This is a genomic window from Rhodanobacter sp. sgz306013, assembly GCF_057031145.1.
This window is the reverse complement of sequence record NZ_JBXCIJ010000005.1, coordinates 156,059-169,990: the sequence shown is the minus strand read 5'-3', so window position 1 is coordinate 169,990 and position 13,932 is coordinate 156,059. Positions and strand designations below refer to the sequence as shown.

Genomic DNA, 13,932 nt, shown 5'->3' with positions numbered 1-13,932 from the left:
CGCTGGTCGGGTAAACGGGAGGCGCCGGCGGGCGCGGTGATGGATCAGGTTAAGCGGCACTGCCGGGGTGAACAAGGGTCGATCGCGCGAACTTGCGGACAGCGAGCGCCTCCCGAACGGCATGGCCAGCGACGGTTGCCGGTACGGCCGTCGCGATCAGGAATGGCCGCAAGACCCAAGAAAAACCCCGCGGGCGTAGCCTCGCGGGGCAATCCGGCGGAGCCGGTGGGAAATGGCCTTGCCTGCGGAAACGTTGCGGTCAGCAGCAGGTAGGCGAGGCAGATATTACCGGGCCGTTAAACTTGAGGCAACACTTTTGTTTTGCTTTGTAACTTCATGTTTTATATCAATTAAAACGTAACGCATCCAGTTTCTGCTGGCGCCGCTGCGCCGGCGGTGCGCTCCAGTCGTTGTTGAACAGGGCCGGCTCCCAGGCGCCATAGGTGGGGTTGGGCAGCACGAACCAGCGCGTGCCCACCCAGCCCATGTAGCCGGTGATGGCCTGCTTGCGGCCAGCCACGGTATTGGCGACGACATCGACGAAATCGCCCAGCTGGTCGCCGAACTGCATCAGCACGCGGTACTTGCGGCCCACCAGTTGGCGACGGCAGCCCTTCTCGGTACCCACCTGCTCGCAGCCCGGCAGCACCGTGCCCAGGCCGAGGAAAGCTTCGGGGCCGGACACCGGGAAACCGAGCCTACGCAGGTTCGCCAGGGTAGCCGTGTCCAGGTCCTGCGCGCGGTTGGAGAGATAGATCACCGCGATGCCGTGTTCGGCGGCGAATTGCGTGAAGGCCAGCGCGCCGGGCATGGCACGGGCACGTTCCTCCTTGCACCATGCGGCCCAACTCGCCTCGTCGTACTGGCCGCCGCTCTTCACCAGCCGGGCCTGGTAGGGCGAGTTGTCCAGCACCGTCTCGTCGATGTCCAGCACCACCGCGGGCGGCAGGCCGGTGGCCGGCACCGCGCGATCCTCCTTCGTCAAGGCGTCCCACCGAGGGTCGTGCAAGGCGGCCAGCAGGCGCGACTGGGCGTCCCGGTAGGTCTGCAGGTAGATGAGGTCGTGTTCGATCGCGGTCTGCGCCCAGGCCACCGCATCCAGGTTGTCGTTGGCGGCTGCCACGGGCATGGCGGGGTGGTGTGGCGGCGTGGCGGCGCAGCCGGTGAGCAGGGCGAGTGCGGCCAGGGCCAGCGGCAGCTGAAGTCGCATGGGGCTGGTATCTCCGGATGGGAACGGCGAGTGTTGCAGGATTTTACGACAGGCAGGTGTCCGGGGCTGGCTGCGCCCGCCTCCGGCTGACAGACTGGCGTCATCCCCGCCATTCCCGCCATCGCCGGAGTCCGCATGCACGATCCGACGTCTGTCGCGCCCCGCGCCAGTTCGCCCGCCATCCGCGTGACCAGCTACGTGCTGGCTGCGCTGGCGCTGGTGCTGGTGCTGGTGCTGCATCTGCTCTCCGCCCTGCTGGCGGGCCTGCTGGTGTACGAACTGGTGCAGGCGGCGGTGCCGCTGCTGGGGCGACGCATTCCGGGCGACCGCGCGCGGGTGGTGGTGGTCGCCGCGCTCGGTGCCGTCGTGGTGGGCCTGCTGGTGTTGTTGATCCTCGGCGCGATCAGCTTCTTCCGGAGCGAGCTGGGCAACCCCGAGCTGTTGTGGCAGCAGCAGCTGATGCCGCTGGTGGAAAAGGCGCGCCAGCAATTGCCAGCGATGCTGGTCGACCACCTGCCCGACAGCGTGGACGATCTGCGCGACGGCGTGGTGGAGCTGGCGCGCAAGCACGCGGTGGAGCTGCAACTGGCCGGCAAGGAGGCGGCGCGCGCGTTCGTGCACATCCTGATCGGCCTGGTGCTGGGCGCGATCGTGGCGCTCAGCCGCACCCGGCCGCCGCACCAAGTGGGGCCGCTGGCGGCGACGTTGGGCCAGCGCAGCCATCGGCTGGCCCAGGCGTTCCACGACATCGTGTTCGCCCAGATCAAGATCTCGCTGGTCAACACCGTGCTCACCGCAATCTTCCTGCTCGGCGTGCTGCCGCTGCTCGGCATCCACGTGCCGCTGGCCAAGACCCTGGTGGCGATCACGTTCATCGTCGGGCTGCTGCCGGTGGTGGGCAACCTGCTTTCCAACACCGCCATCACCATCGCCGCGCTGGCGGTGTCGCTGGGCGTGGGCATCGCCGCGCTCGGCTTCCTGGTGCTGATCCACAAGCTGGAGTACTTCCTCAACGCCCGCATCGTGGGTTCGCAGATCCATGCGCGGGCGTGGGAATTGCTGATCGCCATGCTGCTGCTGGAAGCCGCCTTCGGCCTGCCCGGGGTGATCGCCGCGCCGATCTACTACGCGTATCTCAAGGGCGAGCTCGAGGCGCAGCGCCTGATCTGAGCGTCGGGTTCAGTCCGCCTTGCCGATGCCGGCCCCGGCCAGCATCCCGCGCAGGTCGCGCAACTGGGTCTCGTAGTGCCGCCAGTGTCCCACCGCATCGCGGTAGATCGGCGCGCGCACTTGCCAGGCATTGGGTGTGTTGACCGGCGTGGTGTTGCTCTCGGAGCGCAGGCAGGCGTCGCTCCAGGGCAGTTCGCAGAAGGCCAGCAGGTCGCGTGCGGTGGCTTCGGTGTTCTCGACGAGCGATTCGTACTGCACCTCGTGGATGCGGCCGGGCAGCACCTTGCGCCAGTGCGCCAGCAGGCGGTCGAACTGGATGTAGTAACGGCCGATGTCGTCGAGGTCGAAGGAATAGTCGTAGAAGCCCGATGTCTGCTCGAACAGGTGGCGGAAGTTGCCGATGCACGTGTCCAGCGGGTCACGGCGCAGGCAGACGATCTTCGCGTTCGGCAGCGCGCGGGCGATGAAGCCGGCGTAGAGGAAGTTGTGCGGCATCTTGTCGATGAAGCGCGGCGTCTCCCCCGTGACCGGTCGCGTACTGGCGAGGTAGGCCGCACCCAGCTGCTGCCAGTCGACGTGGCGGGTGCGGGCCGCGATGTCCGCTTCGCCCAGCAGGGCGGTGGGACATCCGGAGGCCCGTTGCAGCAGGGTGGGGAAGTTCTGCAGCTCGCCGGCGGAACATACGTCGGGATGGCTGGAGATGACGCGGTCCAGCAAGGTGGTGCCGGTGCGCGGCAGGCCGATGATGAAGATCGGCTCGCGCGTGGGGTCGCCCGTGGCGGTTTCGCCTTCGGCGGCGGGAAAGGCGCGGACCAGAGCATCGAACATCGCCTCGTCGCGCGCGAACGCATAGGGCCGCATGCGCCTGCCGGCCGCCTTGCCGAGCGTGTAGTGCCTGAACGCGGCCGGGTAGTCGGCGAGGTCGTCGCATTCCTTGCCCAGTGCGATATTGAGCAGGAGCTGTGCGCCGGGATCGTCGCCCTGGCGTTCCAGCAGTTCGTGCATACGCACGATGTGGTTGTGCCCCACGGTCTGCCGTTGCAGCTGGGCGAGCAGCAGGTGGGCGTACCAATGGCGCGGTTCGAGCCGGATGCAGGCCTCCAGTTCCTGCTCGGCGCCTTCGGTGTCTCCCAGCGCATTCAGGGCGTAGGCGAGGTTGAGGTGGGCGACCGCATGATCGGGCGACAGCGCCACGGCGCGGCGGAAGGCGTTGGCCGATTGCATCAGTGCGTTGGCCTGCCGGTAGACCATGCCCAGCGTATCCAGGGTCATCGCGTCGCCGGGCGACAGGGTCATCGCGCGATCCGCGACCAGCCGCGCCTCGCGGAGCCGGCGCGCCTGCGCCAGTGCCTTCGCGTATTGCGCGACATAGTCGGCACGCCGGGGCTCCAGGTGGGTGGCCTTCAGCAGGTGCTCCAGCGCCTTCGGCATCTGCTGTACCTGCTGCGTCTGCATGCAGGCGATGCCAACCATGAAATGCACGCGGGCATCGTCTGGCGCGATGGTCAGCAGCTGTACGGCGCGCTGCTGCACCCGCGGCCAGTCGTTCTGGTTGAAGGCGGCGACGAGCTTGGTATAAGCCCGGGTCGAGTCGATCACGTTATTCCCCCTGGCGCCGGGGCAGAGAGGCGACCGGTCGCCATCCACACAATGAAAGGCGGGCGCCCGATCGTCAACTAGGCGCCCGCGAGCATGGCCTTGATCCGCGCCATGTGCGATTCGGCGGTCTCGCGCACCGCCTCCTTGTCCGCCTCGGGATCCTTGCCCTGCCAGTGCAGGTCGCCCTGCGGCAGTTCGTGCAGGAAGCGGCTGGGCTGGTTGCTGTGCACCTCGCCGTAGCGCTTGGTCCTCGCCGACCACGACAGCGTGAGCAGTTCCTTGGCGCGGGTGATGCCCACGTACATCAGCCGGCGCTCCTCGTCGATGCGGCCCTCGTCGATGGCGCCGTCGTGGGGCAGCGTGCCGTCCTCGCAGCCCACTATGAAGACGAAGCGGAACTCCAGGCCCTTGGCCGCGTGCAGGGTCATCATGCGCACCGCGTTGCCAGGGTCATCGCGGTCGGCGTGGCTGAGCAGGGCGAGCTGGGCGGCCAGGTCACCGGCGCTGTCGCCCTTCTGCATGGCGCGGAACCAGTCGATGAGTTCGCGCAGGTTGCCGAGCTTGCGCTCGCGTACGGAGACATCGGGGGTGGCGGCGGCGAGCTGGGCCGCATAGCCGGTGCGCTTCAGCAGGCGGTCGACCAGGTCGGCCGCGCTCTCGTGCAGCGAGGCGCTGCGCAGTTCGTCGAGGAGTCCAGAGAACGCGGCCAGCGCGGCGGCCGGGCGCGGCGAGAGCTGGCGCAGCACGGCATCGCTGCGGGTGGCTTCCAGCAGCGAGCAGTGCTTCGCCTGCGCGAACTGGCCCAGCTTCTCCAGCGTGGTGGCGCCGATTTCGCGCTTCGGCACGTTCACCACGCGCAGGAAGGCGGCGTCGTCGCTGGGGTTGGTGAGCAGGCGCAGGTAGCAGAGCACGTCCTTCACCTCGGCGCGGTCGAGGAAGCTCAACGCGCCGGTGAGGTGGTAGGGAATGCGTGCCAGGCGCAGCGCCTTCTCCAGCGGGCGTGCCTGGAAGTTGCCGCGATAGAGGATGGCGATGTCGTGCCAGCGCGCCTTGTGCTTCTCGGCCAGGGTGGCGGCCAGCGAGGCGATCTTCTCGGCCTCGTGTTCGGCCTCCTTGCACTCCAGCACGCGGATCGGCGCGCCTTCCGGGTGCTCGCTCCACAGCTTCTTCTCGTGCGCGTGGGGATTGTTCGCGATCAACGCATTGGCCGCGCGCAGGATGCGCTTGCCGCAGCGGTAGTTCTGCTCCAGCTTGATCACGCGCAGGTTCGGCCAGTCGCGGCCGAGCTGGTCGATGTTCTCGGGGTTGGCGCCGCGCCAGGCGTAGATGCTCTGGTCGTCGTCGCCCACGCAGGTGATGCCGCCGCGTTCGCCGGTCAGCGCCTTGAGCAGGCGGTACTGCGCATCGTTGGTGTCCTGGTACTCGTCCACCAGCAGGTAGCGCAGGCGCTCGCGCCAGGCGGCGCGGCATTCGTCGTCCGACTCCAGGATGCGCAGCGGCAGCCGGATCAGGTCATCGAAATCCACCGCGTTGAACGCAGCGAGGCGCGCCTGGTACATCTCGTAGATCGTGGCCGCCTCCAGCTCGCGCGGACTGCGCGCGGCGGCCAGCGCCTCCTCCGGCGTGTGGCCGGCGTTCTTGGCGCGACCCAGCAGGTTGCGCAGGCCGAACAGCACGTCGGGCTTCGCGCCCTTCGGCGCGAGTTCCTTGACGATGCCCTCGCTGTCGTCCGCGTCCAGCACCGAGAAGCCGCGGCGCAGCCCGGCGCGCGCATGCTCGATCTGCAGGAACTTCAGCCCCAGCGCGTGGAAGGTGCATACGGTGAGCGCCGCGGCGTCCTCGCCCGATACCAGCTTGCCGACGCGTTCGCGCATCTCGCGGGCGGCCTTGTTGGTGAAGGTGATCGCGGCGATCTTCGACGCAGCCAGTTTCCGCCGCTGCACCAGGTGCGCGATCTTCTGCGTGATCACGCTGGTCTTGCCCGAGCCTGCGCCGGCCAGCACCAGCAGCGGGGTATCGCAGTGTTCGACGGCGGCCAGTTGTTGCGGGTTGAGCATGGATCGCAGGCGGCGTGAGGCGGCGGCCGATGGTAGCAGAGCAACCGGCCGCGGCCCGGCGCGGTACCATGCGCGACCCGGCATCCGGTGCAGCGTCATGGCCAAGCTCTACTTCTATTACTCGGCGATGAACGCCGGCAAGACCACCACGCTGCTGCAGAGCGCGTACAACTACCACGAGCGCGGCATGCGGACCCTGATCCTCACGCCGACGCTGGACACGCGCCACGGCGAGGGCGTGGTGGCGTCGCGCATCGGCCTCAAGGCGAACGCGCGCCGTTTCGCCGGTGACGAGAACCTGCTTGCCCTGGTCCAGGCCGACATCGCCGCGCACGGCACGCTGAACTGCGTGTTCGTGGACGAGGCGCAATTCCTCACCCGGGCGCAGGTGTGGCAGCTCAGCGACGTGGTGGACCGGCTGCACGTCCCGGTGCTCGCCTATGGCTTGCGTACCGACTTCCGCGGTGAGCTGTTCGAAGGCAGCCGCTATCTGCTGGCCTGGGCCGACGAGCTGCAGGAGATCAAGACGATCTGCCACAGCGGCAGCAAGGCCACCATGGTGGTGCGCGTAGACGGGCAGGGTCGGGCGGTCACTGATGGCCCGCAGGTTGAGATCGGCGGCAACGACCGTTATGTCTCGGTGAGCCGTGCCGAGTTCAAGAAGATCACCGAAGGCCATGGCCGCGTGGAACTGCAGCAGGGCGTATTGCCGTTGTGAAAACCTGCATCCCGCCAATTTTCTAAATGGACAGCTGGCCGTGGCCCCGCCTTCCCCCGCATTCCCCTCCATCCCGGGCAATCCGATGACCGAAGCACAACTAGCTCCCGAGTGGCCACGCCCCTACTGGCAACCCGGTTCCGACGAGGACGTGCTGCTGCAGTTCTACGTGTTCGGCAAGTTCGAGCGCGAGCTGGTGATCCCCGCCAGGCGCTTTGGCAGCCCCGGCTTGCCCGCGGGCGTGGATCTCAGGCGCTTCCAGAACCTTGAGTTGCGCAAGTGGGAGGGTTATCCGCTCAATGGTTCGCTGGGCGAGATCCTGCGCGAGGACGCACCGGAAACCTTCGAGCAGGCGCGCACCGCACCCGACGTGCTGGTGGTACGCGGCCAGCTGCAGGACAGCCCCGGCCTCGACTATCTGCGCGACACGCTGGGCGTGCTCGCCGCGCTGCTCGATATCGGCGGCCGCGCGATCCTCGACCCGCAGATCATGGGCCTGTTCGATGCGGACACGTGGCGCGCGCGCTACCTGGTGCCGGGCGGCGCGCCGCCGCGCAACCATGTGCTTATCCTGCGCAGCGACGAGCCGGACAGCGGGCGATCCTGGGTGCATACCCGCGGCATGCGCAAGTTCGGCCGCCCCGACCTCAGTTTCCGCCAGGTGCCGGCGCACGAACTGGACCGCGCCGGCGTGCTGTGCGAGAAGCTGGTGGAGATGCAGGCGCTGGGTACCCGCTTCGCCGCGGGTCAGGCGCTGGAAGTGGAGGGCATGCCGCAAACGATGGTCGCGCAGCCGGGCGGCCGCCTCGACGATCCCGAATTCAACAACCGGCACGTGGAATTCCGCTGGCCGTCCTGAACAGGCGGTTCAGAGCCTGCTCAATATCTCCGCGAGCTACGTGGAGGTATTGAACAGACTCTCAGGACACCCGGCTGACGGTCGGGTAGCTCACCAGCTCGGGCAGGGTCAACATCGCCGCGAACCAGCCGCTGTCCATTTCGCGCTCGACCGGCAAGCGTCGCAGCGCATAGCGGTTGGGTGCGCGCACCGGGTTGGTGCCGCAGATGTAGCTGCACGCCGCCCGGTAGCCGGCCGCCTCGGCCGCCTCGACCACCCGCGCATCGAACGAGGCGTCGCCGCCGACCGGATAGGAAAGCAGCGTGACGGGCGCACCAAGTTCGTGTTCCAGCGCGGCCCTGGAGTCGCGCAGTTCCGCTTCCAGCACGGGCTGGGGCAGCTTGGCCAGCATGCGGTGGTGTACGCCGTGCGAGCCGATTTCGCAGCCGCCCGCATGCATTTCGCGCAGCTGCGTCCAGTTCATCGGGCGGCAGTCGGCGTGGCCCGCCGCGGAGGGCAGGCCCCAGGCCTGCTCGAGGCGCGCGATCAGCGCCGCCTGGTGGTCGTCGTCGAGATCCTTCAGCCGATCCAGCACCTCCCTTGCCAGCACCCGGCGCGCCGCGCGGGCGGTCGGCATGGACCGCGCCAGCCCAAGTTCGGGCAGGGCCAGCTCTTCGACCGGCGCGCGCAGGATCATGTGCACCAGCCAGTCGTAGGCAAAGGGGCGGCCGCTGTCGATGTGGCCGGTGGAGACGAAGAAGGTGGCGGGCATCTCCAGCTCGCGCAGGACCGGAAAGGCATGGTGATAGTTGTCGTCGTAGCCGTCGTCGAAGGTCACCACCACCACATCGGCCGGCAGCCTTTCGCCGGCATCGATCGCCGCCACCACCTGGCCCAGCGACATCGGCCTGAAACGCCGCTTGAGCAGCTGCATCTGCTGCCGGAAGCGCTCCGTCGATGTGCTGACCAGGCCGAGGTCGAAATCGAACCGGTCGGGAGTGTCCACGGTCAGCACGCGGTGATAGGCCAGCAGCCGCAGATCCCGATGAAGACAACCGCGCGCCTGCTGCAGCAGGCGCAGCAGGCCGGCGCGGTGGCACAGCCGGCCCAGGCGTCCGCGCAGGCCGAACGGCGTTTCGCCGTGCCCGGCGTGGTTCAGCACGGTGACCGCTCCGGGCGGTCGGTCCGGTCGGGTGCCGTCGACCGGCTCCGGTCGCGCCTGCGTCCGTCGATCGCACGGCACGGGACCGAATGCCGGACCGCCGGCGAGGCGTCGTGGCCCGACATGGCAATGTGCGCTTCCTGCATCACGGCGTGTGACACGTCGACGAGTCCCCTTGGCCGACTGCCGCCCACCTGCCGGCAAGCGGACTACCTGTTTCGAAGTGTGATGCATCGCACACTTTCTTGATGCATTCTATAGGCACAGACACGTGTCCGGGAAAGCGCCTGCGCAACCGGCCGCGGCACAGGGGGTAGGGGGCCACCATGCCGACCAGGCCATCGATCACATCGGTTCCCCATGGTCGGCCGGCGCCGGCCACGGGCGGCGGACGCATGGCCGAATCGGCAAGCCCCGGGCATGCGCTGCAGCCTTCACCCGCAATCGGTCGCGCGCGGCCCTGAGGAAACGACGCAATGTGCGGCATAGCCGGCTTCCTCGGTCCCCCCGATGCACCCGCCGCTGCGCAGGCCACGCTGCAGCGGATGATCCGTACGCTGCACCATCGCGGGCCGGACGGCTACGGCTTCCATGTCGACGGCGGCGCCGGGCTTGCCCACGCTCGGCTGGCGGTGATCGACCTGGCCACCGGGGCGCAGCCGATCGCCAACGAGCGGCGCAGCGTGTGGACGGTGTTCAACGGCGAAATCTTCAACTACCGCAGCCTGCGCACGGAACTGCAGCGGCGCGGCCATCGCTTCGCCACGGCTTCGGACACCGAGGTGATCGTGCATTTGTACGAGGAGCACGGCGACCGCTTCGTCGAGCACCTCAACGGCCAGTTCGCGATTGCGCTGTGGGACGCCGGGCGGCAGCGTCTGGTGCTGGCGCGGGACCGCTGCGGCGTGCGGCCGCTGTACCACGTGCGTGCGGCCGGCCGACACTGGTTCGCCTCGGAAATCAAGGCACTGCTCGCCGTGCGCCCGGAGCTGGCGCGGCTGGATCCGCAGGGGCTGGCGCAAGCGTTCACGTTCTGGGGGGCGATCGAGCCGGGCAGCGTGTTTGCCGACGTCGAGTGCCTGCCGCCGGGGCACCTGCTGGCGATCGAGCGCGACGGCCGCGAAACGCTGACCCGCTACTGGGACTGGAGTTTCCCCGAGATGGATGCGCCCGCGCGGCGCTGGCGTTCGGTGGAGCAGGCCGCCGGTGAATTGCGCGAGCTGCTCATCGACGCGGTGCGCCTGCGGCTGCAGGCCGACGTGCCGCTGGGCGCCTACCTCAGCGGTGGCCTGGATTCCTCCGCCGTGGTGGCGCTGATGCGCGAGGCGGGCGCGGCCGCGACGCGCACGTTCTCGATCGCCTTCGACGAGGCCGAGTTCGACGAGAGCACGCACCAGCAGGCGATGGTGCGCCACCTGGGCTGCGAACACACCACGCTGCGTTGCACGCGGCGGGCGATCGGCGAGGCCTTCCCGCAGCTGATCCGCCACGCCGAGGCGCCGGTGCTGCGCACCGCCGGCGTGCCGCTGATGCTGCTGGCACAGCAGGTGCGCCAGGCCGGCTACACGGTGGTGCTGACCGGCGAGGGTGCCGACGAAGTGTTCGGCGGCTACGACATCTTCAAGGAGGCCAAGGTGCGGCGCTTCTGGGCGCGCCAGCCGGACTCGCGTTTCCGCCCGCTCCTGCTTGGCCGTCTGTACGGCTACCTGGGAAATTCGCCGGTGCGGCACGCGGCGCTGGCGCAGTCCTTCTTCGGCCGCGGCATGGAAGGGCTCGACCGGCCGGTCTTCGCGCATGCGCCGCGCTGGACGAGCTCGCGGCATGCGCTGCGTTTCCTCGCGCCGGAGCTGCGCGCCGGCATCGACGGCTGGGATCCGCTGGCCTGGTACGAACAGCGCCTGCCGCCGGCGATCGCGCGCTGGAGCCCGCTGGCGCGCGACCAGTACGTGGAGGCCAAGACCCTGCTGGCCGCCTACCTGCTGCCGTCGCAAGGCGACCGTCCGGCGATGGCACATTCGATCGAGGGGCGCTTTCCCTTCCTCGACCACCGCGTGGTCGAGTTCGCGAACGCCTTGCCCGCGCACTGGAAGATCCGCGGCATGACCGAGAAATACCTGCTGCGCAAGGCGCTCGCCGGCCTGCTGCCGACGGACATCCTCGCGCGCACCAAACAGCCGTACCGCGCGCCGGACCAGTCCAGCTTCTTCGTCGACGGCAGGCCACTGGACTACGTGGCCGAGTTGCTGGGCGCCGACCGCATCCGTGCCGCGGGCTGGTTCGACGCACCCGCGGTGGGACGCCTGTTCGAGAAATGCCGGCGCGGCCACGTGATCGGCTTCGCCGACAACCAGGCCTTCGTGGGCATCCTGTCGACCATGCTGATCGATGACCTTTTCCTGCGGCGGCCCGCCGCATGACCCTGACCGGAGCACCCGATGCCGAATGAGACCGCGAGCGTGGAAGCACGCGTCCGCCACTACATCCTGGAGAACCTGCTGTTCAGCGACGACGGCAGCGAGCTGCCGAACGACGCCTCGCTGCTGGACCGCGGCATCATCGACTCCACCGGCGTGCTGGAAGTGGTGATGTTCCTCGAGGAGGCGTTCGGCATCCGGGTCAAGGCCAGCGAGATGCTGCCGGAGAACTTCGACTCGGTGGACAACATCGTGCGTTTCGTCGAGCGCCAGCGGAGCTTGGCGTGAAAGACCGGATCGCGCCGCGCCGCCTGCTGCACGAGGCGCTGCTGGAGCACGGCACCGATCCGGGGCGCGCCTTGCACGCCGCGGTGGTGGCCGAGGGCAGGGCGTACAGCTACGCCGAACTGCTCGACTGCGCCCTGCGCCTCGCGGAAGCGCTGCGGCAACGCGGCGTGGAGCGCGGCGACCGCGTGGCGATCTACATGGACAACACCTGGCCCTGCGCGGTGGCGATCTTCGCGGTGCTGCTGGCCGGCGGCGCGTTCATGGTGGTCAACCCGCTGACCAAGTCGGACAAGCTCGGCTTCATGCTCGACGACAGCGGTGCGCGCGTGCTGCTCACCGACGGGCACATCGCGCAGGAGTTCCTGCCGCTGCTGGCCACCCGCCCCGCATTGCGCGTGATCGCCTCGGGCCGGCTCCCCGCTGGACAGGCCATCGAGGCCTTCGACGCGGTGGTCGCCGCGAACGCGCCGCTGGCCGCGCCGCCCGCCACCATCGCACTGGACCTGGCCGCGCTGATCTACACCTCGGGTTCCACCGGCCAGCCCAAGGGCGTGATGCACACGCACCAGTCCATGCTGTTCGCGACCGGCAGCCTGACCGAGTACCTGCGCCTTGGTCCCGATGAACGCATCCTGTGCGCGCTGCCGCTGGCCTTCGACTACGGCCTGTACCAGTGGCTGATGGCGGTGCAGCTGGGCGCGACCCTGGTGCTGGAGCGTTCCTTCGCGTTCCCCGCGCAGGTGTTCGCGCGCATGCGCGAGTTCGACGTGACGGTGTTTCCCGGCGTGCCCACCATCTTCGCGATGCTGCTGTCCGCGCACCGCGGCGAGCCGTTGTGCTTTCCCGCCGTGACGCGGGTCACCAACACCGCCGCCGCGCTGCCCGACGAGCAGGCGCTGCGCCTGCGCGAGATCTTCCCGCATGCGCTGATCTACAAGATGTACGGGCTCACCGAATGCAAGCGGGTCTGCTATCTCGAACCGGAGCTGCTGGAAACGAAGCCTGGCTCGGTGGGCAAGGCGATCCCAGGTACCGAGGTGTTCCTGCGTTCGCCCGCGGGCGAGCCGGTGCCCCCGGGCGAGGCGGGCATCCTGCACGTGCGCGGCCCGCACGTGATGCTGGGCTACTGGAACCGCCCAGACCTTTCCGCGCAGATGCTGCGACCCGGTCCGCTGCCCGGCGAGCGCGTGCTGTGCACGCACGACTGGTTTCGCATGGATGCGGGGGGCTTCCTCTACTTCGTCGGGCGCAGCGACGACATCATCAAGACCCGCGGCGAGAAGGTGAGCCCGGTCGAGGTGGAGAACGTGCTGCATGCGATCGATGGCGTGCGCGAGGCGGCGGTGGCGGGCGTGCCCGACGAGCTACTGGGACAGGCGATCCGCGCCTGGGTAGTGCTGCAGCCGGGGTCGACGTTGGGTGCCGGGCAGATCCGCTCGCAATGCATGAGGCGGCTCGAGAACTTCATGGTGCCGCAACAGATCGTGATCTGCGCGGAACTGCCGCGCACCGCCACCGGCAAGGTCAGTCGCAGGGCCTTGCTCGAACAGCTGCCAGGCTGAAGGATATCCATGGACACGTTGTACCTGTCGTTGCGCGACCACCTTGCGGGTTCCCTGCAGACGCTGCCGGACAAGCCGTGCGAAACCCCCGACAGCGCCTTGCGGGCCCTCTGGCATGCCGCTGCCGGCCAACCGCGTTCGGCGGTGACTGCCCGCGACGGCGAGCTGCCCCCGCTGGACGACGATCCCGGCCGGCGCCGGCTGCAGCAGCTCATCGAACGGCGCCTCGCCGGCGAACCGCTGGCCCATCTCACCGGGCGCGCCCACTTCATGGGGCTGGACATGCTGAGCGGGCCCGCGGCGCTGATCCCGCGCGTGGAGACCGAGCAGCTCGCGCAGGCCTGTATCGAGCTGCTGCGGCAGGAGCTGCCGCGTCCCGCCGCCCGCGTGGTCGACGTATGCACCGGCTCGGGCAACCTGGCCTTCGCCATCGCCCACCACGTGCCCGGCGCAGCGGTCTTCGCGGCCGACATCAGCGCCGAGGCGCTAGCCCTGGCCGACCGCAACCGCAGTCACCTTGGCCTGGCGCGGGTGGAGCTGCGCCGAGGCGACCTGCTGGAGCCCTTCGATGGCGGGTTCGACGGCACCGTCGATCTCGTCGTCTGCGCGCCGCCGTACATCCTGAGCGCCAAGGTGGGGCAGATGGCGCCGGAGATCGCCGGGCACGAGCCCCGGCTGGCCTTCGACGGCGGCCCGCTGGGCGTGACCATCCTGTTGCGCCTGCTGGAGGAATCGCCGCGCCTGCTGCGCGCCGGGGGCTGGCTGGCTCTGGAAGTGGGGCTGGGCCAGGGGCCGGCACTCGGTCGGCGGCTGCTGCGCGACCCGCACTACGATGCGGTGCGCCAGCTGGCTGACGCACGCGGCGACGTGCGGGTGATCCTCGCCCGCCGCGCCTGAGCCGGTACGCGAGGGAT

General features: G+C 69.1%; 11 protein-coding genes. 7 read left to right on the top strand and 4 right to left on the bottom strand.

Features of this window, described 5'->3' with window-relative positions:
* Positions 1-346 precede the first annotated feature (346 nt).
* Positions 347-1,210, bottom strand: coding sequence for a 5'-nucleotidase, lipoprotein e(P4) family (locus AC2EWF_RS17105; protein ID WP_483640595.1), 864 nt, complete (start codon positions 1,208-1,210; stop codon positions 347-349).
* 135 nt (positions 1,211-1,345) lie between these two features.
* Between AC2EWF_RS17105 and AC2EWF_RS17100 the strand changes: the two genes are divergently transcribed.
* A complete protein-coding gene (locus AC2EWF_RS17100; protein ID WP_483640594.1) occupies positions 1,346-2,380 on the top strand; it encodes an AI-2E family transporter in 1,035 nt (344 codons plus the stop codon).
* 9 nt (positions 2,381-2,389) lie between these two features.
* Here AC2EWF_RS17100 and AC2EWF_RS17095 read toward each other — a convergent pair whose 3' ends face one another.
* Positions 2,390-3,979: a tetratricopeptide repeat-containing sulfotransferase family protein gene (locus AC2EWF_RS17095; protein ID WP_483640593.1), complete on the bottom strand. Its 1,590-nt coding sequence runs from the start codon at positions 3,977-3,979 to the stop codon at positions 2,390-2,392.
* Positions 3,980-4,056: 77 nt separating this feature from the next.
* Positions 4,057-6,036: a UvrD-helicase domain-containing protein gene (locus AC2EWF_RS17090; RefSeq protein ID WP_483640592.1), complete on the bottom strand. Its 1,980-nt coding sequence runs from the start codon at positions 6,034-6,036 to the stop codon at positions 4,057-4,059.
* 97 nt (positions 6,037-6,133) lie between these two features.
* Between AC2EWF_RS17090 and AC2EWF_RS17085 the strand changes: the two genes are divergently transcribed.
* Together AC2EWF_RS17085 and AC2EWF_RS17080 are read left to right on the top strand one after the other, a co-directional pair.
* Complete coding sequence (locus AC2EWF_RS17085; RefSeq protein WP_483640591.1) at positions 6,134-6,754, top strand: thymidine kinase; 621 nt, start codon at positions 6,134-6,136, stop codon at positions 6,752-6,754.
* Between the two features lie 85 nt (positions 6,755-6,839).
* Positions 6,840-7,613 (top strand): hypothetical protein, encoded by a 774-nt coding sequence (locus tag AC2EWF_RS17080; RefSeq protein WP_483640590.1) that lies wholly within the window; start codon positions 6,840-6,842, stop codon positions 7,611-7,613.
* A gap of 61 nt (positions 7,614-7,674) precedes the next feature.
* On the opposite strand, the gene AC2EWF_RS17075 is transcribed toward AC2EWF_RS17080, so the two are convergent.
* Positions 7,675-8,754 (bottom strand): polysaccharide deacetylase family protein, encoded by a 1,080-nt coding sequence (locus AC2EWF_RS17075; protein WP_483640589.1) that lies wholly within the window; start codon positions 8,752-8,754, stop codon positions 7,675-7,677.
* 476 nt (positions 8,755-9,230) lie between these two features.
* Between AC2EWF_RS17075 and asnB the strand changes: the two genes are divergently transcribed.
* The 4 genes from asnB to AC2EWF_RS17055 are packed head-to-tail and all read left to right on the top strand — an operon-like array spanning position 9,231 to position 13,915.
* A complete protein-coding gene (asnB, locus tag AC2EWF_RS17070) occupies positions 9,231-11,171 on the top strand; it encodes an asparagine synthase (glutamine-hydrolyzing) (RefSeq protein WP_483640588.1) in 1,941 nt (646 codons plus the stop codon).
* A gap of 39 nt (positions 11,172-11,210) precedes the next feature.
* Positions 11,211-11,456 (top strand): acyl carrier protein, encoded by a 246-nt coding sequence (locus AC2EWF_RS17065; protein WP_483640587.1) that lies wholly within the window; start codon positions 11,211-11,213, stop codon positions 11,454-11,456.
* Complete coding sequence (locus AC2EWF_RS17060) at positions 11,453-13,018, top strand: class I adenylate-forming enzyme family protein (RefSeq protein WP_483640586.1); 1,566 nt, start codon at positions 11,453-11,455, stop codon at positions 13,016-13,018. Before AC2EWF_RS17065 ends, AC2EWF_RS17060 begins: the two co-directional genes overlap by 4 nt.
* A gap of 9 nt (positions 13,019-13,027) precedes the next feature.
* Positions 13,028-13,915, top strand: coding sequence for a N5-glutamine methyltransferase family protein (locus AC2EWF_RS17055; protein WP_483640585.1), 888 nt, complete (start codon positions 13,028-13,030; stop codon positions 13,913-13,915).
* The last annotated feature ends 17 nt before the right edge of the window (positions 13,916-13,932 follow it).